23 protein-coding genes and 2 pseudogenes are annotated in these 23,495 nt (G+C 60.5%); 13 read left to right on the top strand and 12 right to left on the bottom strand.

Going from position 1 to position 23,495, the window contains the following annotated elements:
• Window positions 1-124 precede the first annotated feature (124 nt).
• From C8J26_RS15500 to C8J26_RS15490, 3 genes are all read right to left on the bottom strand, one after another.
• Window positions 125-307, bottom strand: a complete 183-nt coding sequence (locus C8J26_RS15500; RefSeq protein ID WP_056024507.1) for a hypothetical protein — start codon at window positions 305-307, stop codon at window positions 125-127.
• Window positions 258-428 (bottom strand): NAD(P)-binding protein, encoded by a 171-nt coding sequence (locus C8J26_RS15495; protein WP_235532437.1) that lies wholly within the window; start codon window positions 426-428, stop codon window positions 258-260. Before C8J26_RS15495 ends, C8J26_RS15500 begins: the two co-directional genes overlap by 50 nt.
• A 158-nt stretch (window positions 429-586) precedes the next feature.
• Entirely contained in the window at window positions 587-1,690 is a 1,104-nt protein-coding gene (locus C8J26_RS15490) for an aldo/keto reductase (protein ID WP_056024510.1), read from the bottom strand.
• Between the two features lie 95 nt (window positions 1,691-1,785).
• Here C8J26_RS15490 and C8J26_RS15485 point away from each other — a divergent pair, with 95 nt between their 5' ends.
• The 3 genes from C8J26_RS15485 to C8J26_RS20670 all read left to right on the top strand — a co-directional run bounded on the left by C8J26_RS15485 (window position 1,786) and on the right by C8J26_RS20670 (window position 3,522).
• Complete coding sequence (locus C8J26_RS15485) at window positions 1,786-2,673, top strand: LysR family transcriptional regulator (RefSeq protein WP_107959147.1); 888 nt, start codon at window positions 1,786-1,788, stop codon at window positions 2,671-2,673.
• Between the two features lie 388 nt (window positions 2,674-3,061).
• Entirely contained in the window at window positions 3,062-3,199 is a 138-nt protein-coding gene (locus tag C8J26_RS21190; RefSeq protein WP_208631414.1) for a VOC family protein, read from the top strand.
• Between the two features lie 29 nt (window positions 3,200-3,228).
• Window positions 3,229-3,522, top strand: a complete 294-nt coding sequence (locus C8J26_RS20670; RefSeq protein ID WP_208631413.1) for a VOC family protein — start codon at window positions 3,229-3,231, stop codon at window positions 3,520-3,522.
• A gap of 304 nt (window positions 3,523-3,826) precedes the next feature.
• On the opposite strand, the gene C8J26_RS15475 is transcribed toward C8J26_RS20670, so the two are convergent.
• Window positions 3,827-4,234 (bottom strand): response regulator, encoded by a 408-nt coding sequence (locus tag C8J26_RS15475; RefSeq protein ID WP_107959146.1) that lies wholly within the window; start codon window positions 4,232-4,234, stop codon window positions 3,827-3,829.
• Between the two features lie 234 nt (window positions 4,235-4,468).
• Between C8J26_RS15475 and C8J26_RS15470 the strand changes: the two genes are divergently transcribed.
• The 5 genes and pseudogenes from C8J26_RS15470 to C8J26_RS20935 all read left to right on the top strand — a co-directional run.
• Window positions 4,469-6,010 carry a PAS domain-containing protein gene (locus C8J26_RS15470; RefSeq protein WP_107959145.1) on the top strand — a complete coding sequence of 514 codons (1,542 nt, stop codon included), beginning with the start codon at window positions 4,469-4,471 and terminating at the stop codon, window positions 6,008-6,010.
• A 411-nt stretch (window positions 6,011-6,421) separates the two neighbouring features.
• The gene (locus tag C8J26_RS15465; RefSeq protein WP_107959206.1) at window positions 6,422-8,248 is read left to right on the top strand and encodes a DUF885 domain-containing protein; all 1,827 of its coding nucleotides are present in this window, start codon (window positions 6,422-6,424) and stop codon (window positions 8,246-8,248) included.
• 368 nt (window positions 8,249-8,616) lie between these two features.
• On the top strand, window positions 8,617-9,153 hold the full coding sequence (locus tag C8J26_RS21185; protein WP_107959144.1) for a J domain-containing protein: 537 nt from the start codon (window positions 8,617-8,619) through the stop codon (window positions 9,151-9,153).
• A 344-nt stretch (window positions 9,154-9,497) separates the two neighbouring features.
• Window positions 9,498-10,499: an SDR family oxidoreductase gene (locus C8J26_RS15455; protein ID WP_107959143.1), complete on the top strand. Its 1,002-nt coding sequence runs from the start codon at window positions 9,498-9,500 to the stop codon at window positions 10,497-10,499.
• 5 nt (window positions 10,500-10,504) lie between these two features.
• Window positions 10,505-11,497, top strand: a pseudogene (locus C8J26_RS20935) (glycoside hydrolase family 15 protein); the annotation flags it as partial.
• Window positions 11,498-11,572: 75 nt separating this feature from the next.
• On the opposite strand, the pseudogene C8J26_RS15445 reads toward C8J26_RS20935, so the two are convergent.
• The 4 genes and pseudogenes from C8J26_RS15445 to C8J26_RS15430 form a co-directional block, all read right to left on the bottom strand.
• Window positions 11,573-12,145, bottom strand: a pseudogene (locus C8J26_RS15445) (alpha/beta fold hydrolase); the annotation flags it as partial.
• A gap of 584 nt (window positions 12,146-12,729) precedes the next feature.
• Window positions 12,730-13,233, bottom strand: coding sequence for a GAF domain-containing protein (locus C8J26_RS15440; RefSeq protein WP_208631411.1), 504 nt, complete (start codon window positions 13,231-13,233; stop codon window positions 12,730-12,732).
• Window positions 13,234-13,616: 383 nt separating this feature from the next.
• Window positions 13,617-13,856, bottom strand: a complete 240-nt coding sequence (locus tag C8J26_RS20930; protein ID WP_235517089.1) for a VOC family protein — start codon at window positions 13,854-13,856, stop codon at window positions 13,617-13,619.
• Window positions 13,853-16,381 (bottom strand): PAS domain S-box protein, encoded by a 2,529-nt coding sequence (locus C8J26_RS15430; protein WP_056420885.1) that lies wholly within the window; start codon window positions 16,379-16,381, stop codon window positions 13,853-13,855. Before C8J26_RS15430 ends, C8J26_RS20930 begins: the two co-directional genes overlap by 4 nt.
• 223 nt (window positions 16,382-16,604) lie before the next feature.
• On the opposite strand from C8J26_RS15430, the gene C8J26_RS15425 reads away from it, so the two are divergent.
• Window positions 16,605-17,006 carry a BLUF domain-containing protein gene (locus tag C8J26_RS15425; RefSeq protein ID WP_056420887.1) on the top strand — a complete coding sequence of 134 codons (402 nt, stop codon included), beginning with the start codon at window positions 16,605-16,607 and terminating at the stop codon, window positions 17,004-17,006.
• A 252-nt stretch (window positions 17,007-17,258) separates the two neighbouring features.
• Here C8J26_RS15425 and C8J26_RS15420 read toward each other — a convergent pair whose 3' ends face one another.
• Both C8J26_RS15420 and C8J26_RS15415 read right to left on the bottom strand, forming a co-directional pair.
• Window positions 17,259-18,239 carry a PAS domain-containing protein gene (locus C8J26_RS15420; RefSeq protein WP_056420889.1) on the bottom strand — a complete coding sequence of 327 codons (981 nt, stop codon included), beginning with the start codon at window positions 18,237-18,239 and terminating at the stop codon, window positions 17,259-17,261.
• Window positions 18,240-18,371: 132 nt separating this feature from the next.
• The gene (locus tag C8J26_RS15415; protein ID WP_056420892.1) at window positions 18,372-18,773 is read right to left on the bottom strand and encodes a response regulator; all 402 of its coding nucleotides are present in this window, start codon (window positions 18,771-18,773) and stop codon (window positions 18,372-18,374) included.
• 399 nt (window positions 18,774-19,172) lie between these two features.
• Between C8J26_RS15415 and C8J26_RS21180 the strand changes: the two genes are divergently transcribed.
• Window positions 19,173-19,463: a DUF6966 domain-containing protein gene (locus C8J26_RS21180; RefSeq protein ID WP_425275412.1), complete on the top strand. Its 291-nt coding sequence runs from the start codon at window positions 19,173-19,175 to the stop codon at window positions 19,461-19,463.
• Window positions 19,464-19,656: 193 nt separating this feature from the next.
• Here C8J26_RS21180 and C8J26_RS15410 read toward each other — a convergent pair whose 3' ends face one another.
• Both C8J26_RS15410 and C8J26_RS15405 read right to left on the bottom strand, forming a co-directional pair.
• Window positions 19,657-20,754, bottom strand: a complete 1,098-nt coding sequence (locus tag C8J26_RS15410; RefSeq protein WP_056420903.1) for an ATP-binding protein — start codon at window positions 20,752-20,754, stop codon at window positions 19,657-19,659.
• Window positions 20,755-20,905: 151 nt separating this feature from the next.
• Window positions 20,906-21,454: a TetR/AcrR family transcriptional regulator gene (locus C8J26_RS15405; RefSeq protein WP_107959141.1), complete on the bottom strand. Its 549-nt coding sequence runs from the start codon at window positions 21,452-21,454 to the stop codon at window positions 20,906-20,908.
• Window positions 21,455-21,525: 71 nt separating this feature from the next.
• Between C8J26_RS15405 and C8J26_RS15400 the strand changes: the two genes are divergently transcribed.
• From C8J26_RS15400 to C8J26_RS20665, 3 genes are read left to right on the top strand one after another with little or no spacing between them, the layout of a single operon-like run.
• A complete protein-coding gene (locus C8J26_RS15400; protein WP_107959140.1) occupies window positions 21,526-22,215 on the top strand; it encodes a DUF1349 domain-containing protein in 690 nt (229 codons plus the stop codon).
• A gap of 2 nt (window positions 22,216-22,217) precedes the next feature.
• Window positions 22,218-22,766 (top strand): sugar O-acetyltransferase, encoded by a 549-nt coding sequence (locus tag C8J26_RS15395; protein WP_056420915.1) that lies wholly within the window; start codon window positions 22,218-22,220, stop codon window positions 22,764-22,766.
• A 45-nt stretch (window positions 22,767-22,811) separates the two neighbouring features.
• Window positions 22,812-23,483: a hypothetical protein gene (locus tag C8J26_RS20665; RefSeq protein WP_146168864.1), complete on the top strand. Its 672-nt coding sequence runs from the start codon at window positions 22,812-22,814 to the stop codon at window positions 23,481-23,483.
• Window positions 23,484-23,495 lie beyond the last annotated feature (12 nt).

Here is a 23,495-nt window from a genome sequence, read left to right as displayed (position 1 = left end):
CCGTACCGCAGAGATCTGATTAACGAATGTCCGAAACCGGACGGCAGAGAGTTGCCCGCGAATGTCCATAACTGGGTCTAATGGTGCCAATGCTGAGCGCAGCGTAGCAGTTCGGCGAGTCATGTTAGGCTTCAGCGATCATCGCAATCGGCACTTTCATTCCAGCGATCCGCACTGGCATCTTGGCGCCTTGCCGTGCTGAAGGATCGGCGTCGAACCACTTGTTCCATTCTTCGGCGGCCCCCGCGAAATCCTCGTCAGGCGCGCGCGCCGTCCAGCCCTTGCGCGCCTTGATCGAACGCAACATCACCCAGCGGCGTGTCGATGCAACGGGTAGACATACGGCCACCGGGCCCGCGGCTTTTATCGAACACAATGGCATTGTGGTCCTGATGACGGAGCGCTTGGGCGTAGGACAGGCCTGCCATCCCCGCATCGATGATTCCGATCCGCATGATATCCGTCCGTGCCGGCGTGCAGCGACTGAACTTGCAGCTGACCGAAGGGCCCCAAACGCCAGGCTCGTCGATTGGAGCCGGCCCAGGCGCAGACTTTAGGCTCTGGCTGCCGGCTCGAGGATGAAGTTTCAGCTTCGAACGTCTCCGCCGCCGAAGACGACTTGATTGCGCACGGCAGGGGCGAACAGGCCGTAAAGAAACGGCAGGTTGCCACCGCTCGCCGCATCGAGAGCCGCACGGTGCTCGGGTGGCAGGGTGAGGCTGAGTGCGGCGACATTGTCGGTTACCTGCTCCGCCCGGCTCACGCCCAGCAGCGTTGATGCAACCCCGGGCTGCCCGACCACCCAGGACAGCGCGACGCGCGCCGGCGTCTCGTTAATCTCTGCTGCGATGCGCTTCAGTTCGTCGACGATCTGCCAGTTGCGCTCGGTGAACAACGTGTCGCCGAACGGATTGTCGCCATCGAGACGCTTGTCGTCGACGGGCCGCGCCGTGTCGTCCTGCCCGGCCTGGTTGGGGACGCCGCCCGCGCGCTTCGGACCCGCCTCGACGGTCGCGCGGTCATATTTGCCGGTGAGCATGCCATAGGCGAGGGGGCTCCAGGGCACGAAACCCATGCCCGCCGATCGCGCGAGCGGCAGATGCTCGGCTTCGACCCCGCGTTCGACCAGCGAATAGAAATATTGCAGACCGATCGGCGCCGGATCCCCCTGGACTCGCGCCAGCGTCGCAAGTTCGGCGACGTACCAGGCCGGTGTGTTGGATATGCCCCAATAGCGGATCTTGCCCGCTGCAACGAGCGCGGTCATCGTCCGCAGCAGTTCCTCGGCGGGGGTGACGCCGTCCCAGACATGCACCCAGTACAGGTCGATGAAGTCCGTCCGGAGGCGGCGGAGCGATCCTTCGACGGACGCTAGAATGTGGCGCGCGCCATTGCCGCCTGCATGATAGCCATGACCGGTCGCAAACCCCGATTTCGTCGCGATCACCAGCCGATCGCGCGACGATTGTGCGGCGACGAAACTGCCGACCATCTCTTCCGATCGCCCGCCTGCATAAACGTCTGCGGTGTCGATGAAATTTCCACCGAGATCAGTGTAGCGATCGAACACCGCACGGCTGCCGCTCTCGTCCAGACCCCATCGCGGCGTACCGAAGGTCATCGTGCCAAGCGCCAGCGGGCTGACGAGAAGGCCGGAGCGGCCAAGCGGGAGATAGGTGTCGAGGGTCATGGTGGCATCCTGCGTTGTGTTACCTCCAGATGGACGCCGGACCGCCCGAGGATTAGATCGTCTGCGGCGCATGGGTTGCTGAAGGATGTTCAGGAATGGATCGTGATCTCTGGTCCGGTCTCGCGGTGTTCGAAACTATCGTCGAGGCTGGCAGCTTCGCACGAGCGGCAACGCGTCTTGGATTGTCCGCCTCCGCCTTGAGCCATGCGATGCGGTCGCTTGAGACGAAACTGGGCGTCCGGCTGCTCGACCGTACCACCCGGTCGCTGGCGCCGACGCCCGCAGGCGAGGAACTGCTGGTGCGGTTGAGGCCGGCGATCGCCTCGGTCGCGGGCGCGCTGGCCGATCTCGACAATGCCCGCGAACGGCCGGCGGGGCGGATCCGGGTCAGCGCGCACCGGGTCGCGGCGATCTACGCCATCCTGCCGCGGCTGGCCGACTTTGCGCGCGCCTATCCCGACATCGCCGTCGAACTGGTGGTCGACGACGGGTTCGTCGACATCGTCGCGGACCGATTTGATTGCGGGGTCCGGCATGCCCAGACCCTGCAGGCCGACATGATATCGGTCCGTATCAGCGCGCCGGTGCCGCTCGTCTTCGTCGCCGCGCCGGCCTACCTCGCCGATCATCCCGCTCCCGTCGATCCCGACGGTATCGCCGCTCATCGTTGTCTGTGTTACCGATACACGTCCTCTGGCGTCGTACACCGCTGGGAATTCGAGCGGGATGGCCGAAAGGTGGAACGGTCAGTCCGCGGCGACTTCATCACCAACGATATCGACGTGATGCGCGACGCTGCAGTGGCAGGGCTGGGGGTGACTTGCCTGCCGCTGCCACATGCCGCGCTGCAACTGGCCGCCGGTACTCTGGTCGAAGTGCTGGCCGACTGGGCACCCACCTTGCCCCCGAATCACCTCTATTATCCTAGCCGACGTCAACCGACTGCCGCCTTTCAGGCCTTCGTGGCGGCAATGCGCATGTGATTGCAAATGTGCTTTGACAAGATTGAGAGCAGTTGATGGTCTGGATGACCACGAGGCGCTTTGGTGAGCGACGTCGCCGTCAACTTTCAAAGACCTAAGGGCATGAACGAGTGTCTGAAGCTGGGAAACGGGACGGCCGGTCCGAACGCCTGTAATTGGGTCTCCGCGGCCGCTGGTTGCCTGATCGCGGCATGACCAAGCTCGTCTGCTCCCAAGGTCTTTCACATCCTGGAACCCGCTGCTTTAAGAGGCTCGAAGACTTTCCGTTTCTCCGTGTCCACCAGCCCATATTGGGAAAGTTTATGCGGGGAAGGGTTTTGGGAAAGCGGTTTACTATGGTGAACGGTCGCGTGGTAAGCACGGCCGGCATACCAGTGAGAGGGCAGTAATGACGGACGCCGCAAACGTAATTGCCGTGGACCACACAGGCTTCGCTGTGTCGTCTTTGGACGAAGCCGTTCGGTTCTGGACGGGAGCGCTCGGTTTCACACTTGAGCGGCAATCGGAGATGGGGGCGACTTCCTGAATCAGGTGACAGGTGTCGATGATCCGAGTGTGAAAACGGCGATCGTCAAGGCACAAGACGGTCACGTGGTCGAACTGTTGGAATATTCAAACGGGCTCCAGAACGGGACGGTGCCCAGCGGCGCGGGATCGATCGGAGCGGCCCACCTGGGTCTGACCGTAAAGGATATTCACGTCGCCATTGCCCGCGTCGAAGCAGCAGGATGGAAGGCGAAAGGCAATCCGCTGCCGGTCCCGGGTGGTCCACGGAAGGGAACGTTGGTGGCCTACGTTTCAGGCCCCGATCATATCACGATAGAGCTTATGCAGTCGACAGCCAGTTAATGGGTCGGTAAAAGCTTTGCCGCCTCATCATCCTTTTGAAAGCTGGCGAGGCAGCGGGCAGGGCCAAGGCTCAGCACCTTCTCTGCCGCAATCCTGAATGGATGGCAGAAATTGGGGAGCCAGAAAGAGGCCGCGAATGACCGCAAGTGGGTCTCGACAGCAGCCCGAGCCTCTCAGCCTCGTACTTGCAGAGCGTTTTTAGGCCTGGTCTTGCAATAGCCTCATCGGCTCGATCGTTGTCCGCTAGAGAGTTACGCTGGTTGTCCCGTTCAAGCTCATCTACGCCAATGAGTTGTACAGTTGATCAGACCGCTCTCTTGAGCGGCTCCGGCAATTTATTGTCCGGGAGCATGTTCCGCAAATGCTGGTGCACCATTTGCTTGTTGAACGGCTTAGAGATGAATGTGGCCTTTTCGGGCATCTCGCCCGCTTTTGGTAGAACATGACCGGACGCGATCACGATCTCGATCGTGGGCCAGCGTTCAGCGACATGCCGGGCGAGCGCGAAGCCATTAGTGTCGCCGGGCATGTCGACGTCAGAAAACAGCAGTACGATGCTTTCCCAGTTGGTGGCTAAGACACGCTTCGCCTCGTCGCCATCCATGGCCTCATAGAAGCGGAATCCGGCGTCTTCGAGGATGCCAGTCGTATCCATCATGATGAGCGGATCATCATCGACAACGAGCGCGTAAGGTACGGTTGAAAGGGTCATGGAGCTCTAACCCGCCCGCCATGGGCCGAGTTGCGGCCCGCGAGGATTTTACGCTCGTTTTCTTGGAATGCGACCGCGGCATGGCCGTATTTGCGGGCCATGCCGGCGTCGTTTGCAGGCTGTTAACCCAGTAGTTTTGTCGCAATAGCCATCTTAGCCTACTGACATTAAAGAGCTAAAAACGCGTAGCGTCCAACGACATAAGGCCCGTTGAGCGCGCGAACGGAGTGACGTGTGCGAGATATCCAGGAAGAAGCGCGGATCGTACGCGAACTGACGCGCGGCGATAGCGGGTCCGACCCTTTTGCCTCGGCTGTCCGCGCGACGCGCATGCCGATGATCATCACCGACCCCCGGTTGCCTGACAATCCCATTGTGTTTGTGAACGACGCCTTTGGGAAGCTGACCGGATATGCCCGCAGCGAGATCATGGGTCGCAACTGCCGGTTTCTGCAGGGACCGAACACGGACATAGCCGACGTCGGCCGCGTTCGAGACGCGATACGTGCGCGGGAGTCGATCGAACTCGACCTGCTGAACTACAAGAAGGACGGCACGCATTTCTGGAACCGGTTGCTGGTTTCGCCGGTGTTTAACGACGACGGGGTGCTGCTCTATTTCTTCGCCTCGCAGTACGACGTCACTCTTGAGCGCGAACGCCTCGTCAATCTTCAGCTCGATCGCGATGCCCTCGAAGCAGAGGTAGAGCGCCGCATCGCCGAGCTTCAGGAGAGCGAGCAACGGCTTCAGTTTGCTCTTGATGCCGGCCGTCTCGGGTCCTGGAGCATCAATCTCGATACGTACAGGCTGACGGCATCTGCCGAATGCAAGAGGATATGCGGTCGTGCCCCGACCGATCCTCTGACCCTCGACGAACTGCGGGAGTCGATCCATCCGGAAGACCGGCAGATGCAGGTCGATGGCATAGAGCGCGCCGTACGCGACCGATCGCTGCTGGATATCGAGTACCGCTTGCGGACGCCGGCAGGCGAGGAACGTTGGGTACAGATCCGGGGGCAGGCCAGCTACCGCGCCGATGGCACACCATTGGCAATCGTCGGGACAACCCAGGATGTGACTGCGCGGAGACGCGCTGAGGAGCATCGGACCCTTTTGGCTAATGAGCTAAGCCACCGGGTGAAGAACACGCTGGCGTCCTTGCAGGCGATCGTCTCGCAAACGATGCGCCGGGCGACCTCTGTGCAGGAGGCCGGCACGACGCTGGAAGCACGCATACATGCGATGTCGGCCGCGAATGACTTGCTGATCAGTGGCAGGTTCGAAAGCACATCTCTGCGTGCGCTGGTCGAGCGTACCCTTACCCCCTTTGGGGTGGAAGACGGGCAGAGGTTTAAGCTTTCCGGCGAGGACCTTCAGCTCCCGCCCCGCCTCGTCGTCGCCTTCGCCCTTGCCCTCCATGAGCTTGCAACCAACGCCGCAAAATACGGCGCGCTATCGACCGCCGAGGGCGTGATTGATCTGAGCTGGAAGGTCATGGACGGCTGGCAGCCACATGATCTCCACCTCACCTGGATTGAGTCAGGAGGCCCACCGGTTGAACCGCCAACGAGGACCAGCTTTGGCACACAGCTCATTCAGCGTGTTTTGGCGCACGAAACCGGTGGAACGGCTCGTATCTCATACCTTCCTGGCGGCGTCTTATTTGAAGCCGTGGCCCCATTGATCGACAGCGCCGACAACGACAACGACAACGACAACGACAACGACAACGAGCAGCAGGATAGAGCGGAAGAAAGGGGCGTTCCCAAAATTTGATCCCTTTCGAGAAATTCGGCGTGCCGTCAGGCAGGGGGAATGCGTGCCGCTTGAGCCCCGCCTCGACATGAGCAAAGGGCTGAAGTTGGGAAGCAGAGATTGCCCTGTGAACGTCCACAACTAGGTCCTGTTCGCAATTCTCTATGATCTGAGCAGTTCGACGTTCTCAAAGTATCGGTCCGAAGGGATAGTGGACCAAAATGCCGGCCTGAGCCCCCCGGCTATTCTCGTTGCGGAACCTGCCTTGATGACCTCGCTGCCGACCCGACGTTAAGCGAGGTAATCCGACCTCCAGTGGCCCATTTGGACTTGACGGCGCGCGTTAACCCTCGCGCGCTTGCGGGAACCATGGCCGCATCCTAACCCTCGCACCGTCGCATCCCAAGGAGCCGCATATTGTCCGTCAAACTGATGCTCGCCGCTCTACTTTCCACCACGCTGGCGACTGCCGCGGCGAGGGGGCAGGCGGTACCCGAGCCGGTCGTGCAGCCGGGTGAGAGCGCAGACGACGCGCGTTTGAAGCACCTGTTCTACAACAGCGATGAGGCGAGCTTGGAGCGTCATCCCATCGAGGCGGTTTTCCGTGGCGACCTGCGCTACGCCGACCAGTTCGGCGACTATCTGACCGATGGGTATCTCGCGGCCGAGCGCGCGGCAGTGGAGCATGACCTCGCGACCCTGAACACAATCGATCGTTCCCGGCTGACCCCGACAGATCAGATCGCCTATGACGTCTTCAAGACGCGAAACGAGACTGATCTCGCCGGTTTTGCGCCCGCGCTCTTGAAGGTGCAGCGCGACCTGCCGATCGACCATATGAACGGGTTTCAGAGCTTCTATCCTGATTTCGCGTCGGGCAACGGCGCCGCGCCGTTCAAGACGCTCGCCGACTATGAGAACAATCTGAAGCGCAACGCGAAATATGCCGTTGTCCTCGACCGCGCGATCGGCCTGTTCCGGCAGGGGATGAAGGACAAGATCGTCCAGCCCAAGCTGGTCGTCACGAACATGATCCAGGAGTTCGAAAACCTCATTGCGGAAGGGGTCGAGGGCTCGACCTTCTACGGCCCAGTGAAGACGTTTCCGGCAACGATCCCTGCAGCGGACCAGGCGCGTCTGAAGGCGGCCTATGCCGCGCAGATTCGCGACGTGATCATACCTGCGCATCGGCAGATGCGCGATTTCCTCGTTAACGTCTATCTGCCCGCCGCGCGCGACACGGTAGGTCTTTCTTCCCTGCCCGGCGGCGACGCGTATTACACCTTTCTGATCCGGCAAAACACGACGCTGCCGATGACCGCGGAGCAGGTTCATCAGCTCGGCCTAACCGAGGTCGCGCGCATCCTGAAGGGTATGGAAGCGCAGAAACAGGCGGTCGGGTTCAAGGGCAACCTGCCGGCGTTCTTCGCCTTCCTGCGTACCAACAAGCAATTCCAGCCGAGCTCGGTGGACCAGCTGCGCAACGGTTACCGTGGAATCGAGGCGCGTATCTCCAAGCTAATCCCCGAGCAATTCTCGCTGACGCCGAAGACGATGCTGGAGATCCGGCCGGTCCCGGCGTTCAAGGAGAAGACCGAGGCGGCCGGATCGTACAACGGCGGCACGCCCGACGGGTCGCGACCGGGCGTGTTTTACTACAACACCTACGACCTGCCCTCGCGTTACATGTGGGAAATGGAGACGCTGTTCTTACACGAAGGCGTGCCGGGGCATCATTTCCAGATCAGCCTCGCGCAGGAGAACACCGCGCTGCCCGCGTTCATGCGGTTCGGCGGCAATACCGCCTATGTCGAGGGCTGGGCGCTCTATGCCGAGAGCCTGTGGAAGGAACTCGGCATGGAAACCGATCCGTATCAGCGGATGGGCGGGCTGAACGACGAGATGCTGCGCGCGATGCGGCTGGTCGTCGACAGCGGAATCCATGCCAAGGGTTGGACGCGGGATCAGGCAGTCACCTACATGCTCGCGAATTCGCCAATGGCGCGGACCGACGCGACGGCTGAAGTCGAACGCTACATCGCTATTCCGGGACAGGCGCTCGCCTACAAGATCGGCCAGCTGACGATCGCGGGGACCAAGGCAAAGGCGCGGGCGATGCTTGGCCCGAAGTTCGATCCGCGCGATTTTCATGCGCAGGTGCTTGATACCGGAGCGCTGCCGATGCCGGTGCTAGAGGCTAAGATCGACAAGTGGATCGCTGCTGGCGGCGGTGCGGCGAAGCGAGCGGCCGCCCGATAGCCAAGCGGGCTCGACGTGCCCTGACGGCTAAACAGGCTTGCCCGTATTGAATCCGCAGGGACGGCGGCACGGTCTCGAAGCGTAAGTTCTATGCAGTCAGCCCCTTGGTAAACCAGTCGACACCGTTGAGATTTTGTCCCGTCCGCATCCGGAATTTGGATCAGGGCACAGTGACTGGTGGCCGTTGAGCTGAGCGGGACGAAGATGAATGAGCGACCGTCTGGGGGAGCGGCGGGCGCTGCTTGAATGTCGCTTCCATCCGACTGTTGGCCCCTAAAGCCACCCTTTGGATCTCTGAGAAGACGAAGTTAAGATCACGCGACGGGCGGACTTTCCTTTTTCGCGTTTTAGCCGCAAGTAACGGCTAGATGGCTCTCTCACCCGACTATTATTCTGTCCTAGGGGTGCCCTCGACGGCAAGTCGAGAAACTATCCACGCCGCGTGGAAAGCGCTGCTCCGTCAATATCACCCCGATGCCAATCATGGTGCGGATGTTTCTGCTCGTGCGAAAGCGATCAACGAGGCGTATTCCGTTTTGGGAAAGAAGGAATCACGCGCCGCCTACGATCGCTCGCAGATCAGGCCGTCTGCCCACCGAGCGACTGGGGACCGTCCGTTTCACCCCAGGAAAGCCGGCAGGCGCCCGATGCGACCTAGCCCGTCGATGCAGCCCAGCGGTAGCTTCTCGCAGCCGCTAGAGACCAACGAATGGCTGATGGGCCTTTTCCTGCTGATCCTCACCGCCGCACCCATCGCTACAATCCTAGTTCTGTGGAATGAGGAATCTGGATTGGCACCTACGGTTCGACGTAGCGTCGCCGCTCATCCCGTGCCTGAACCTCCTGCAAATGGCGTCCAAAGCTCATCGGGCACAAAACCCGGACTCGGACAGCCTGCATCCTAAACTATCGCCCAACCGCGACATTCGAATTCGCAGGGTTAGCCGCCAAAAGCAGTCGTAACGCGGAGATGAACGAGCGGCGGTAGTTGGGAGGCTGGGCAGGGGGCGGGGACGTCTGCTTCTGGGTCGCGGTAACCGTCCGAACTCCGATTGAGTTTCAATCCAAAACTGGTCGCTGGCTACATCAGCTTAATGACTCGACGGTCGCGCGGCCTTGTTGGGTCTCACCATCGAAGGCCGCAGCGTCCGCGCATTTAACTGAAGAGCAAAGCAGTAGGCGGCGACCAGTTCGCCACTTGGGCGTTTAGCGGTCGAGCAAGCTTTTTGTTAGGAACGAGACCAACCTTATGAAGACCGTCGTAGTAACGGGAGCGAGCGCCGGCATCGGCCTCGCGACTGCGGATCGCTTTGCACGTAGCGGATGGCAGGTTGCAATCATCGCAAGGGACCCGACACGTCTTGATGAGGCTCGGGCGATGCTCGAACAGCATGGTGGTCGAGTCCTGGCGATCCCGGCAGACGTTGCCGATGCGAAAGCCGTCGACGAGGCCGCCGATAAGGTGGTCGCCGAATTTGGCGCGATCGACGCCTGGATCAACAACGCCATGTCGACGGTGGTTGCTCGCGCGCACGACATCACGCCGGATGAATATGCCCGAGTCACCGCCACAACCTATCTGTCGCAAGTCTACGGAACGCTTGCCGCGCTGCGTCACATGCGTACGCGGGATCAGGGGGCAATCATCCAGGTGTCGTCCGGCCTCGCGATCCGGGCCGCTCCCTTGCAGGCCGCGTATTGTGGCGCGAAGGCTGCGGTGGGCGGGTTTACGGACTCGCTGCGCTCGGAGCTGATCTCGGACAAATCAAAGATCACGCTCAGCGTCGTGTATCTGCCCGGCGTAAACACGCCGCAGACGAGCTGGGCACGCACCCACACGGGACGTGAGCAAATCATTCCCGATCCACTTTTCGACCCGCGCCTCTGTGCCGAAGCGATTTGGACCGCAGCGCGCGATCCTCAACGTGAGTTCTGGGTTGGGCGTTTGACACTGATGATGGCGCTCGGGCAGTCGGTCGCACCAGGCTTCTCCGATCGTGAGGCAGCCGAAATGCTCGACAAGCAGCAGGGCGATCCGATGCCCGATCGCATTGGCAATCTCGACGAGGCGGTTCCAGGACCGGCGCAGATCGACGGCGACGGCAAGGACCGGGTAAAAGGAAGCCGCCGCGAGTTCTTTACGAGCCGTCAGCGCGATATGCTAAAGCTAGGCGTGGTAGGTGGTCTGCTGGGTGCGGGTGCTTTGATGGGTGTCGGTGCGTCACGCGCGCTGCCGCGTCAGCTTCGTTGACCGGGATGCTGGAGCGGCTGCTGCCACAGCATCATGAACGTATCGAACTCGGCGTTCGCAAGGACGGCTATCTGCCGCTTGAGCAATATGGCGCGCTTGGGGATGGCCGATCCGTCGCATTGTCCGGTGCCGATGGATCGATCGACTGGTGGTGCGTACCCAACATGGACTCGCCTCCACTGTTCGACCGATTACTCGATGGCGAGAATGGTGGGTGCTTTACGCTACAGCCCGATCACCCCTTCACGGTTGAGCGCCAGTATCGCCCGGGCAGTAATGTACTCGAGACGATCTTTACGACGCCGAGTGGGCGAGCAAAACTGACCGAGTCTCTCAACAGTGGCACGGCGGGGCGTCTGCCATGGGCCGAGCTGGCGAGGCGGGTCGATGGGCTGGATGGCACTGTTCGCTTTAGGCTGACGATGAAGCCTGGTCGGCGAGGCGATACGGTCAGTCCGTACCACTCGAAGATTGGGGGCCACACAGTTTTCCATGTCGAGCGCGTCCTTGGTCTATTCGTTCACAGCGACACGGTACATTGTGACTGGGCCGACGAAGGCATCACGGGCGAAGTGACGGTGGCTGCCGGCGAGCGTCAGACCGTCGCAGTCGTGGCTGGTCGTGACGAGCCGCTGGTGGCCCCAACGATTGAACAGATTGATGCACGCATCGACATATCGGACCGGGAATGGCGAGACTGGTGCGAGCATGTCTCCTACTTCGGTGAAGACCGCGAGGCATTCCTACGCAGTGCACTGGCGCTGAAGCTGCTACTCTACTCGCCGTCTGGCGCCATCGCGGCCGCAGCAACAACGTCGATCCCGGAAGGTATCGGCGGAGCAAAGAATTATGACTATCGCTACGCCTGGATCAGGGATGCCGGCTACACGATCAAGGCGTTCCTGACGGCAGGCCTTGAAGCCGAGGCGAAGGCTGCGTTCAGCTGGCTGCTCGACCAGCTTCGCAGCGTGGGCACGCGCGTGGTCTATATCCGCGGTGATGTAATGTGGCAGGTTGAGCCGGCGCTGAGCATCTTCGCCAAGATCGCCGTCCTCGGCGCCGGCGAGGATCAGCGCCGGGATTGCGATGCGTCCAGCCTCGGCGCTCCAATCCTCGCGACTGCCACGTTCCAGCCAGCCGAGCCACGCCTCTCGGCTTGACCGTCGCACGTCGTCGATCGCGGTGTCGCGCAGAGGTTTGGCCAGTGTTCTGGCGGTATTGGCGTCGACGAAGGTCGCGGCATTGACGCCTGCGATCTGACCGTTGGCGAACCAGTCAATCATCTGGTTACGGCGCTCTTCGTCCATCGGTTCGGGTGACGGTGGCGATGCCGCGACTAGTACGACCCCAAGTACGCCTGACAGGCCGATTTCGCCGGCTGCGGCGCGGGCCGCGACGAGCGTAACGATCTTGCCGCCCATGCTGTGACCGACGAGCACGCATGAGGTCAGCGCACGGGAGCGGATCTCGTCCGCCAGCCAGTCCGCCATCACTTCGACATCGCAATGCCCCGCCTCCGCCGCGGCGCCGAATCCTGGCAGGTCTAGCGCTACGCACGCTTGGTTTGGCAGGTGATCAAGAACTTGCTTCCACTCTCCCGCGCTGGCGCCGAGGGCATGAAGAAATACCAACGTCGGTCCGGTCATGCATCCTCGCTAAATCAACTGCATGCCCGACGTTGCAACGGTCAGTCCGTTCCGGTGTAATGCGTATTTCGTTGATTTATCTCACGATAAGGCGGCGACCATGATGGCTTCTCGGTGTCAAACCGACTGAGAGCGTTTTCCGTCAAGCCGCTAGAGACCAACGAATAACTGATGGGCCTTTTCCTGCTGATCCTCACCGCCGCACCGATCGCTACAATCCAGGTTCTGTATAAGGAGGAACCCGGATTGGCATCTACAGTCCGACGCAGCGTCCCCACTAATCCCGTACCTAAGCTTCCCGCAAAAGCCGTCTGCAGCTCATAGGGAGTAAAACCTAAACTTGGACAGCCTTCCTGCCAAACTATCGCCCAGCTGCGACATTCGAGTTCGCAGGTCAGGCGCCAAAGCGGGCGTTACGCGGAGATGAACCAATGTCTGGAGTTGGGGAGAGGGGAAGGGCGCGCGAATGACCGGATGTGGGTCGATCCCGCCTGCCGCGTCCGACTATCAGGTGCTACAGGCCATAGAGTGCTGGTGGCCGTCGAACGACGTAACCGAACGGCTCGCCGATACCGTCTGAGGTCTTACGTTAATGGAGTAACTACCGCCTTCATTCGGCTGGCAAGTTCGCGTTCGACTTCGCGAGCCATTATGACAAGAAGGGACTGATCAAAGTCCCCCGCCAGCGGCTCACTGTCCGCAACGCATATCGCGCCAAGCGCCAGTCCCGCGGGATCAGTAATAGGCGCGCCAGCATAGAAGCGGACGAATGGATCATTTATAACACTGTCGAACTCTTCGAAACGCGGATCGCTGCGCGCATCGGGGATGACCAGCATCTGCCCGCCCTGCCGAACCGTGACGGCGCAGAAGGCCGTGTTTCGCGGGGTTTCGGTGACACCCAGTCCACGTTCCGCCAACAAAGTTTGCATGCGTTTGTCGATGATTGAGATCGCCGCATACTGCGTCCGATAGTAATCGCGAACGACGTCCACAATGCGCTCAAGCTCCTCGCTGCCGCGCATTGCTAACGCTCCGCTCTGATCTACGGCAAGCTGTCGCTTCTTCTCATTAGAAAAAACGTCCAACCATGAACCGACGTGTGCCCCGTACACATCCATCTCCACACATTACCGTCGCACAGATATAGAATGGTTTCATAAAGCACGTGCAAGGAAATTATCATGTACTAGAAACGTAAATGCATAATTATAGCGTAATTACAGGGTGGAGCTAACGCCAAACATGCTTTATAGACGGTTGTTATTGGCCATATTGGTTATTTAGCGATATGTTAACTGACGGTCCCGTCATAGTTGGTACGACGAGACCTTTATAAGGTTGTCGTCGGGATCACGCACATAGACCGAACATATCGGCCCCCGCGCGCCCTTTTTGATGCCGGGGCCGGTTTCGATCGCAATGCCGAGGTTGCGGAAGTGGCCAGCGACTTCGGCGGGGGGCGTATCGGTCAGGAAGCAAAGATCATCGCTGCCGAGGTCGGCGTACGCGCGGTAAACCACGCCTCCTGCGAGGCGGATATCGGGCGAAGGTTGATCTTGTTGGGGCCAAATATCATGCTCATGCGAATTGGACCGTCATCCGAGGATGAAACATGCCGCTCCATGTCGAGCGCCTTCTCGTACCACTCCGCTGAAGCATCCACGTCGCGCACGTTGAACACGACGTGATCGATCGCCTTCACTTTCATCGACTGCCCTCTCGGTCGCTGCGTCGGGGTGAAGCGGTTGATGTACGATCCGACCTCTGGGTGGTGGTCTTCATCATGTCCGCCACCTTCAATGCCAACGCCTGCATGGTGAACGGCTTCGTCAACAGCTCCATGCCAGGTTCGAGATGACCATTACCGACCGCGGCATTCTCTGCGTATCCTGTGATGAAGAGCACTTTCAGCCCCGGTCGCAGGGTCCGTGCCGCGTCGGCGACCTGTCGTCCGTTCATACCGTTCGGCAAGCCGACATCGGTAATCAGCAGCTCTATCTTGGCACCGGACTGAAGGACCTTGATCCCGGACGCGCCGTCCGCGGCACCTATGACCGTGTAACCGATCTCGTCGAGGACCTCGTCGATGAGATGGCGGATGCTTGCTTCATCATCGACGACCAGAATGGTTTCGCCGCTTGCGGATGCCGCTGCCGCCAGAGCCTCTTCCTCTTCGGGAAGTAGGGCCTCCCCCATGTAGCGTGGCAGATAGACACAGATCGTCGTTCCTTCGCCCACCTCTGAGTAGATGCGGACCTGTCCGTTCGACTGACGGGCAAAGCCATAGATCATCGACAGACCAAGGCCGGTTCCCTGGCCGATCGGCTTTGTCGTGTAGAAAGGCTCGAACGCCCTTTCGATCGTCTCGGGTGTCATACCTGTCCCCGTGTCGGTCACGCAGATCGAGAGGTACTGGCCAGCGGGAAGGTCCCGCTCGCGCGCAGCATGGTCATCAAGCCATTTGTTGCCAGTTTCGATCGTCAGCCGGCCTCCATCCGGCATCGCATCACGGGCGTTGATGCACAGGTTCAGTATGGCGCTTTCGAGCTGCGTGGCGTCGATCATGGCGGTCCACAAACCAGCGGCTCCGATAACCTCGATGTTGTTTGTAGGGCCGACCGTTCGGCGCAGCAGATCCTCCATACCGACGATCAAACGGTTTACGTCAGTGGCCTTGGGATCGAGCGTCTGACGGCGGGAGAAGGCAAGCAGCCTCTGGGTGAGCGATGCCGCACGTCGGCCGGCCCCTTGCGCCGCGAGGATGAAACGTTCCGCGTCGTCGAGCCTGCCCCGTGCAAGGCGTAGCTGGAGCAATTCCAGATTGCCCATCATACCGGTCAGCAGATTGTTGAAATCGTGCGCCAGCCCACCGGTGAGCTGGCCAACCGCTTCCATTTTTTGTGCTTGCCGAAGCTGGTCCTCGGCGACCGTAAGCGCTTTTGCGGCAGCGCGTTCTTCGGTGGAGTCGCGGCCTACCGCGATAATCTTTTCATCCCCCGGCCCAGCGGCCCAGACGATATCACGATAGCTGCCATTCTTGTGTCGGTAGCGGTTCTCGAACCGGGCATAGGTCTGCCCGCTCGCGATGCCGGAGGCGCCGGTGATCGTGTGATCGAGATCCTCTGGATGAATGAGGGAAAATAGCGAGACACCGATCAACTCGGCTTCCGACCATCCGAGAATACGCGTCCATGCAGGATTTACGGCTTCGATGTCGCCGTCGAAGCTCGCTACCAGCATCAAATCGGACGAAAGCTGCCAGAGCCGGTTTCGATCAGCTGTCCGTTCGGCGACCTGTTGTTCCAGGGTGGCGTTCCACCGCTCAAGATCCTGCCGGGCCTTCTGGCGCTCTGTCTCATCACGAGCGATTTTGATGAAGCCCTGGTCATGGCCCTGAACGTCCGCGATGAGTGGATGCATCGATCCGCTTAGGAAAACAGGATGGCCATTTTTCTTTATATGCCAGCGTTCATCGGTAGCGGAGCCGTCCCGCGCGGCGCCAGCAAGCTCGCGAACATCGGCACCGCTAGCACGATCCTCATCGGTGAAGATCATTGAGATTGATTGTCCAACGGCTTCGTCGCCAGACCAGCCAAGCACGGCAGTCGCACCGGCTGACCAAGAGGTAATGATACCGCCAGTATCAACGGTCACGATCACATGATCCTTGGCGCCTTCGATAACGAGGCGAAGGCGTTCTTCACTTTGGCGTAGGGCAGCATCGCCAAGGACACGATCAGTCGTTTCGTTGGTGAGGATGAAGAGGCCGGCGACCTCGCCCTCTGCATCAAGGATGCGTGAATAGGAGAAGGTAAACCACGTATCCGCGGGCCCTCGGTCGGTCGCGAGCTTCCATGGCAGGTCCGTAAAGCGTTGGCTCTTGCCCTCGAAGGCATCGTCGATGATCGGCTTAGCCTGCGTCCAGGCGTCCGCCCACACATCCCTGAAAGGCGCCCCCATCGACCACGGAAGCCTAGGCCCGAGAAGCGGGAAATAGGTCTCGTTGAAAAAGAAGGTCAGCTCTTCGCGACCCCAGGCCAGAATCATAGATTCTGGTGAGTTGAGCACTGTACTTAGGGTCGACTTCAGAATGTCGGGCCAGCCCTCGGGAGGACCCAGAGGGTGGTTCGACCAGTCGCGATCAACGATGAGACGACTGGCTTCGCCGCCCCCCGCAAGAAACTGCAGCCCTGCTGGGAGGGAGGCGGGGGTACGAAACACGTCAGAAATCATGTCGATCCAGTGGATGGCGCCGGCGCTAGCAGGTCAAACCTACAGGCTGTGCCTACGATCCGGCAAGTCGGCGAAAAGCTTTAGGCAAACCCCTACTGCTGAGCAGGCCGATGCTACTGCGTATGGAGACGCCAGATTGGGACGCCGCAGGCGTCCCTGATCAATATGGTACCCCGATTGCCTTGGCCTGGGAACGCGATCCAAACCAGACGGTTACGATTAGATGCACCGACTAATCTATATCAGCAAATCGTTGATCGGGACCGATCGTAGCGATCTTGACGCGATTGTGAAAACCTCAGCCGTTCGCAACGCCTGCGCCGGCATCACCGGGGTGTTGTGGTTCGACAAGAATAACTTCGCACAAGTTCTCGAGGGTGATCGAGCAGCAATTATCGAAACTATGGACCGGATTAACGCCGATGAGCGCCACACGGATATCGAGATCATTTGCGACCGCGAAATAAAGCAGCCAATGTTCGGGAACTGGTCGATGACGCTTCCACGCGAAACCCCGGAGGGCATCGAGGCCACAGCTTTTCTGATCGGCTTTGCACAGAACGAACAAAGCGCCTCAGCAAGGAAGCTGTACGAGATCGCCATCGTCGCCGACGATCTTGGGTGATCAGCGATCGGTACCGCGCCTCTGAAAACAAGTTCTTAGTGCCGTGTGCCTTCCTGATTGTTCATCCCGACCGGGACGCAGGTTCCGCAGGAAAACTTGGTTTCGGACTACAGCACAGGCCGAACTCGATTGACGCATTGTCCAAGGCGCTGCGGGAGGTTTGATGCCTAGGATCGTGACGTGTTCTCGGCCCACCAGACGTCCGCGCGGCGACTGAAACAGGTCCCTTCCACGACCTTAAGACTTCGCTCGTCAGCGCCGGAAGGTCAGCCTGACCGACAAGCCGCTGTCATCCCAGTCGTAGGCAATGATCCCGCGACGGGCGCGCACGATCCGTTCCATCAATCGCAAGCCCTGTCCGCCGGTCCGATCACGCGCTAGGACCGGCTGGTTAGAACGCTCGACCCATAGGATCGTCAAGCTTTCGAGCTCTTCAACTGCGCTCACATGCACATTCCCGCCATGATGCAAGGCGCCGTGCTTGGCGCTGTTTACCGCCAGTTCGCCTATTACCAACGCAATGGCGTTCGCTTGGCCCTGGTCGACGATGGATGAGGAAAGCCGCTCGATCGTCACAGGACACGCCGGTTGATCGAATGGCGTCACAAGTGCGGGTATGAGGCGATCCAACTCCAGCGGCACCTCATCAGAAACAAATAGCGCCTGCGCGGTACTGAGCGCACCCATTCGCTCGGCCATCTCGTGCGCGAAGGCTTCGTTGTCCGCATTGCCCTTGGCGAACCCGATCAACAGGCTGCCGATCATGGAATAGGTATTCTTCAACCGATGTTTCATCTCAGCTGCCGCGATCTCGAGTGCCTCGCGCGCGGTCTCCGTCTCGGTGATATCGCGAGACACAGAGAGGTAGCCGGCGTGGTCGCCGGCATTGTCCGTCACCGGTGAGACAGTTACGTCCCACCACCTGGGCGATCCCTTTGCGGTCGGGCAAAATGCCCTGAACCGTACGGTTTGCCCGGTCGCTGCCTGCGGATACGATCCGATTATCGCCTGTCGCGCTTCGTCCGGCCACAGATCTGCCCATGGCTGACCTTCGACGGCGCAAAAATCGTCGATCTCCATCGCGCAAATGCCGTTGCCGTTCATGTACCGGATGTTGCCGTCGAGACCGATCAGCTTCACGCAATCCACGCTCTGATCGAGGACCGATGCGAGCGCGACGGACGAAAGACCGCTGACAGCGTGTGGCGCGACAATGAGTGCTTCGTTTTTCAAACCATGAACCCGACAAGAGCCCCGTGTGGTCAAGCTGACCGCCGCATCCGTCCATCTCGGCGAACGACTTCTTCTAACGTAATCCGATAGTTCGCGCCAATGCCTTGCCAAAACTGGTGAGCCGTCCCCGCTCTACCTGTGGTCCGTCGGCGATCCAGCGTCCCGCCTCGCCAATTGCTCTTGCACCAGTTTAACGAGCTGATCCGTCGCATACGGCTTGGGCAAAAACTTACCGGAATCTGGAACTTCGGCCGAGTCCAAGCGAACCCCACCAGAGGTGACGATGATCTCGATGTGCGGCCAGCGCTTTGTCACCTCCTCTGCCAGATCAAGTCCGTCGAGATCACCCGGCATGTTGATGTCGGTAAAAATCAGGGCGATCTCCGACGAACGCTCCAGTATCTCCAACGCCTCGCGTGCGTCACCGGCTTCGATGATGGAGAACCCCCGGTCCTCCAGAGCATCAGCGGCGATCATCCGGATGAACATCTCGTCTTCGACGATGAGAAGCGGTTGCTGCGGGGTGTCGGTCATTGAGGTCTAACGCATCAGCGCGATAACCGCTTATCGCGCCTTAAATTTCTTTGATATTCGGCGACTTCGCTTCGCCACGTCGGTAACCTGTCACTAGCGATCGTTTAAGCTATAACGATTTCAATTGCCCATGCTTTCTGGGAAAGGCGGCATATGTTCAAAGTCGCCTATCGCCACCCACCTTTTTAAAAGCGGAAGGTCCGCTCTCCGATCCCATCACGACATTTGCGAGCGGATAGCTGGGCGTCAAAATCGGTCATTCGCGAAGATGAACCAGCGTCCGAATTTAGGAAGCGAGGGAAGGGGCGTAAGCGTCCGGATGTGGGTCTGATGGAAGCCGTAGGGCAGGGCGTGTTCGCCCACTTGCGATCATTCCGATTGAACCGATAAGTTAGTGAAATGACATTGCATCCTGATGTTGCTCGGCTTGCTGAAACACTCGAGGCAATGACGACATTGCTGAAGCTGCACGGTGACAACAGATGGGCCGAGCAGGTCGAGCGATGTAGATCTAGTATCGCACAATCCGACTATCACGGGGTCGACCGATTTTTTTGTCTTTACGGTGGAATGGGATCGCTAAACGACGTGATTCTGCAATCCGGTGGAGTTACCCCGGCAGAAGACAACGAGCGGTTTGACGCGCTTCGAACTGATGCTTGGAAACAGGCGAATGCACTGGCGCGATAGGCAGTTCGCGGTAACGGCCGCTAACCTCTCCATCACGACCTTCGCGAGCGGATAGCCAGCCTTCAAAATCGGTCATTCGCAAAGATGAACCAGCGTCCGAAGTTGGGAAGCGAGGGAAGTGGCGTGAGCGTCAGACTATGGGTCGGACCGGCAGCATGGGCAGGTACTCCTGCCCCGTAGCTGACGTTCTTAGCTAAGCTCCCTCCAGCGGCTCGAGCCTCCATTTGGCAGCAAGCATCGACTGCAAAAGGTCAACGTAGCTCCAACCCTTGCCGCGGGCGGCGATCGCTGAGAGACAATCCTGATCTTCGCGCCCCGGGCGGCCTGGCCCCGTCATGTTGGGTTTCATGTTGAGGTCGAACAATTTGAACAGACCATGACGATCGGCGCGGCAATCGATCCGGATCGCGGTGCGGGCGTCGACCAGCGCGGCCGCCGAGACGCAACTGTCGATCATCGCTACGATGGAGGGATCGAGCAGCCGCTCGGGAGCGATTGCGATGCTGTTGGCGGTGACGGGAACGTCGCCGTTATACGGAGCTACACCGCTGCGCTGATCGAAGCGGTACACGGGCGGCAACGCCCAGTGCGTCGGTGCCCGCGAACCGTCTGGGCGCGGGGACGCGGGCGGCATGAGGGTGACGGTCATCTCGTCACCGCCGAGAAACTCCTCCACCATCAGCATGTCGCCGAAGGTTGCGGCTGCGATCAACGTCGTCGCGGCATCGCGCAGGGCACCGAGGCTTTCTACCAGGGTGACGCCTTGGCTGCCACGTCCGCGCACCGGTTTGACGATCATCGGAAAGGACATGCCGCGCAAAGCACCCGCGTCCTCGACATCGGCCAGCGCGCAGACGTTCTCCTTCGCCGTGCCGGACAGCAGAAACGACCGCGCTACCGGCAGGCCAGCCTCGGCCAGGAGTTGGTTGGTCTCGAACTTGTCGTCGAACGCCTGCATCGCCGCGGGAAGCTGCCCGACGATCTCGAAATCGGCCATTGCCGTCTCGAGCGGATGTCCTTCGAACAGGACCGTGTTCGCCCACAGGACCGTAGCGCCGGCTGCGCCTGCGCCACGGATGCCCTCGGCCGTGTCCGGGAATACCCAGTCGAGTGCCTTGGAAGGGTCTGGCAAGGCGGTCGGAGTGACCACATTCACGCCTGCTGTCCGCAATGCGAAAGCGATGTCGGCGCCGCCATCTGAATATCCGCCCGGCTTCGCATCCTTTCGCAGTCCGGCGATCAACGGTGGCGGAAGCGCTTGATAGAGAAGGGCGACAGGCGCTGTTTTCATAAATAATCTCCTGCGCACCGCGCCTTAGCCGGGCGCGGCGCGCCCATGAAAGGGGCATAGATTGCGGTAATGCGGCAGTGATACCTCATGCATCGGCTTGACCCTGACCGTCGCGCCATTTGCGCTGGGGTACCCTGATGGATCGGACCGGCTAACACCCGGCAATCCGCTCGACGATGGTCTTGATCGCATCGCGCTCGAGGGGGGCGCGATCGATCGAATTGTGGATGCCGCTGCCCTCGATCAGCGCGTCAAGCGCGCGCGCCGTTAGCGGGTCGAAGAAGCGGCCCAGGGCGCCTCGGCTGCTGTCCATCCAATTTTGCATGACCGCGCTGACCGGTGGGTGCCGGGCCGCGAAGGCGTAGAGTTCGTAGCTCAACAACAACGTGCGCGGTTCCGCCCAGACCTGGTTCGCGATGATGTCGATGACTGCCGTACACGCCTCTGCGCGGTCCGTTGCGGCCTCCAGGCGCGCGCGGAAGGCAGTGGAGGAGTCCGCCGCCAGTTGCAGGAAGGCCGCCTTGAGCAAGTCCTCCAGGGTCGCGAAATAATAGGTCACGGAGCCGAGCGGCACCTGCGCCGCCTCGGCGATGCGACGATGGGTCGTTGCCGCGGTTCCGTGATCGGCAATGACCGCCAGAGTCGCATCGATGATGCGCTGTCGCCGTGCCGGATCGTTGCGCCGGGACTGTTGGGTCATCGCCTCTTTACCTCGATCTTGACATGTGTACATATGTACACAGCATCGAAGGTAATTGGAACGCAGCGGCTATGACGGACGATCGGGTGAGCAGGCGGGCGGTGATCGGTGGTGCTGCGGCGCTTGCGATCGCGGGAAATGCCGGCGCCGCGACCGCGCAGCGCCCGGCTATCTCGGCGCTTGGGCGCCGTGACGGTCGCTGGCTGAATGCGCCCAAGGCCTGGAAGGCCGCACCCGGCGGAGACCTGACGCTCTTTACCGACAAGGGCAGCGATTTCTGGCGCGAGACGCATTACGGCTTCACCCGGGACAGCGGTCATTTCCTCGGCTTCACCGCGCCTGCCGCGTTTACCGCCCAACTGCGCATTCGCGGCCAGTATCAGAAACTCTACGATCAGGCCGGCATAATGGTGCGGGTCGACGAACGACGCTGGGTCAAGGCGGGGATCGAATTGTCCGACGGGCGCGCCATGCTGAGCAGCGTGCTGACCGATGGAAAGTCCGATTGGGCAACCGGCCCCTACGAGCATGACGCGCAGGATTTCTGGATGCGCGCGACCGTCGCCAAGGGCGTCCTGCGTTTGCAGGTCTCGGCGGACGGCAAGACCTGGCCGCTGGTCAGGCTCGCGCCTTTTCCGATCGCGTCCTCCTATCAGGTCGGGCCGATGGCCTGCACGCCCGAACGCGCCGGACTGGAAGTACTGTTCTCCGACCTCAGCATCACCGCGCCGCTCGGTAAGGACCTTCACGACTTGAGTTGATCATGATGACCCAGAAGGAACGGATGCTGGCGGGCGAGCTCTACATCGCCGACGACCCGGAACTCGTCGAGGATGCGGCGCGCGCCGCTGCGTGGTGCGATCGCTACAACCGCGCCGCGACCGCCACCGCGCAGGAGCGCCATGCACTTTTGGTAGAAGGTCTCGGGCACGCCGGATGCGGTGCGACGATCCGGCCGCCCTTCCACTGCGACTATGGCTTCAACATCGATCTGGGCGAGGGCGCGTTCCTCAATTTCGGATGCACGGTACTCGATGTCGTGTCAGTGCGGATCGGTGCGGGCACGCAAGTCGGTCCGGGTGTGCAAATTCTAACGGCCGATCATCCGCGCGATCCGGTCCAGCGTGACCGGATGCTTGAGTTCGGTCGGCCGGTCATCATCGGACGCAATGTCTGGATAGGCGGTGGTGCGCTGATCCTGCCCGGCATCACCGTCGGCGACAATGCGATCGTCGGCGCAGGCAGTGTCGTGACGCGCGATGTTCGCGCTGGTGCGACCGTGGCGGGAAATCCTGCTCGCCTGCTGAGATAGTGGCAGATCACTCAAATACGCCGGACTTCGGATGGACATGAATGAATGTCCGAAGTTCGGAAGGTCGAAAGCGGCCGCGAACGTCCGCAACTGGGTCAGGCCGGAAGAGGGGCACGCATGGCAGCTTGCGACCAGATCAGGACGTTCGCCGATCACAGCGTGAACGGCCGCATTTGTTCGAACCGGTCATTTGCTTGCCATCGAGGAGTTCGACAGCTGTGCGCCCGTTTTTGGTCGTTCGGGGTTCGTCAAAGCTTTTCACGAAACGGACGTTGGTTCAGAGAAGAAGTCACCACGATCGGATGCTGGAGATCTGCTTGCAGCAAGCCACCGCCTCATCCGACGGGTGGAATGCGCTATCGAATACGGAACAACATCAGCATGCAGATTCTGGTCGATTTGGAACATTGGGAGGGGTCTCCGGTGGTGCGCATGGCTGGCCGCGACTATGCGCGCAAGCCCGCCGCCGCGTTTCGCGACGAGGCGGCAGGGCTCACCGATCGCCAAGCGGTCTTTTATCGCAACCTTATCTCGATCGCCTCGGCACTAAAAAGCGGCGACATTCCGGTCGACTTCGAGACTCGCGACGGGACCCGCTGCTATCTCGACCGCGGCTGCATCAAGATCGCCGAGCATGCTGGCTTCATTTCGGCCCTTGCCGATGACGCAAACGGCACGGTTTCGACGATCCGGCTCGCTTGGGCCGTTGGGGGCTGATACGCAGGCGGA

The organism is Sphingomonas aurantiaca, assembly GCF_003050705.1.
In the GTDB taxonomy this organism is placed as follows: Bacteria; Pseudomonadota; Alphaproteobacteria; order Sphingomonadales; family Sphingomonadaceae; genus Sphingomonas; species Sphingomonas aurantiaca.
This window is presented reverse-complemented; position numbering and strand designations above follow the sequence as displayed.

Excerpts from the sequence above, each read along its gene's own strand:
- C8J26_RS15500 (WP_056024507.1), bottom strand. The coding sequence starts at position 307 with ATGTTGCGTTCGATCAAGGCGCGCAAGGGCTGGACGGCGCGCGCGCCT.
- C8J26_RS15495 (WP_235532437.1), bottom strand. The coding sequence starts at position 428 with ATGGCAGGCCTGTCCTACGCCCAAGCGCTCCGTCATCAGGACCACAAT.
- C8J26_RS15490 (WP_056024510.1), bottom strand. The coding sequence starts at position 1,690 with ATGACCCTCGACACCTATCTCCCGCTTGGCCGCTCCGGCCTTCTCGTC.
- C8J26_RS15485 (WP_107959147.1), top strand. The coding sequence starts at position 1,786 with ATGGATCGTGATCTCTGGTCCGGTCTCGCGGTGTTCGAAACTATCGTC.
- C8J26_RS21190 (WP_208631414.1), top strand. The coding sequence starts at position 3,062 with ATGACGGACGCCGCAAACGTAATTGCCGTGGACCACACAGGCTTCGCT.
- C8J26_RS15475 (WP_107959146.1), bottom strand. The coding sequence starts at position 4,234 with ATGACCCTTTCAACCGTACCTTACGCGCTCGTTGTCGATGATGATCCG.
- C8J26_RS15465 (WP_107959206.1), top strand. The coding sequence starts at position 6,422 with ATGCTCGCCGCTCTACTTTCCACCACGCTGGCGACTGCCGCGGCGAGG.
- C8J26_RS21185 (WP_107959144.1), top strand. The coding sequence starts at position 8,617 with ATGGCTCTCTCACCCGACTATTATTCTGTCCTAGGGGTGCCCTCGACG.
- C8J26_RS15455 (WP_107959143.1), top strand. The coding sequence starts at position 9,498 with ATGAAGACCGTCGTAGTAACGGGAGCGAGCGCCGGCATCGGCCTCGCG.
- C8J26_RS20930 (WP_235517089.1), bottom strand. The coding sequence starts at position 13,856 with ATGAAAGTGAAGGCGATCGATCACGTCGTGTTCAACGTGCGCGACGTG.
- C8J26_RS15430 (WP_056420885.1), bottom strand. The coding sequence starts at position 16,381 with ATGATTTCTGACGTGTTTCGTACCCCCGCCTCCCTCCCAGCAGGGCTG.
- C8J26_RS15425 (WP_056420887.1), top strand. The coding sequence starts at position 16,605 with ATGCACCGACTAATCTATATCAGCAAATCGTTGATCGGGACCGATCGT.
- C8J26_RS15415 (WP_056420892.1), bottom strand. The coding sequence starts at position 18,773 with ATGACCGACACCCCGCAGCAACCGCTTCTCATCGTCGAAGACGAGATG.
- C8J26_RS21180 (WP_425275412.1), top strand. The coding sequence starts at position 19,173 with ATGACATTGCATCCTGATGTTGCTCGGCTTGCTGAAACACTCGAGGCA.
- C8J26_RS15410 (WP_056420903.1), bottom strand. The coding sequence starts at position 20,754 with ATGAAAACAGCGCCTGTCGCCCTTCTCTATCAAGCGCTTCCGCCACCG.
- C8J26_RS15405 (WP_107959141.1), bottom strand. The coding sequence starts at position 21,454 with ATGACCCAACAGTCCCGGCGCAACGATCCGGCACGGCGACAGCGCATC.
- C8J26_RS15400 (WP_107959140.1), top strand. The coding sequence starts at position 21,526 with ATGACGGACGATCGGGTGAGCAGGCGGGCGGTGATCGGTGGTGCTGCG.
- C8J26_RS15395 (WP_056420915.1), top strand. The coding sequence starts at position 22,218 with ATGATGACCCAGAAGGAACGGATGCTGGCGGGCGAGCTCTACATCGCC.
- C8J26_RS20665 (WP_146168864.1), top strand. The coding sequence starts at position 22,812 with ATGTCCGAAGTTCGGAAGGTCGAAAGCGGCCGCGAACGTCCGCAACTG.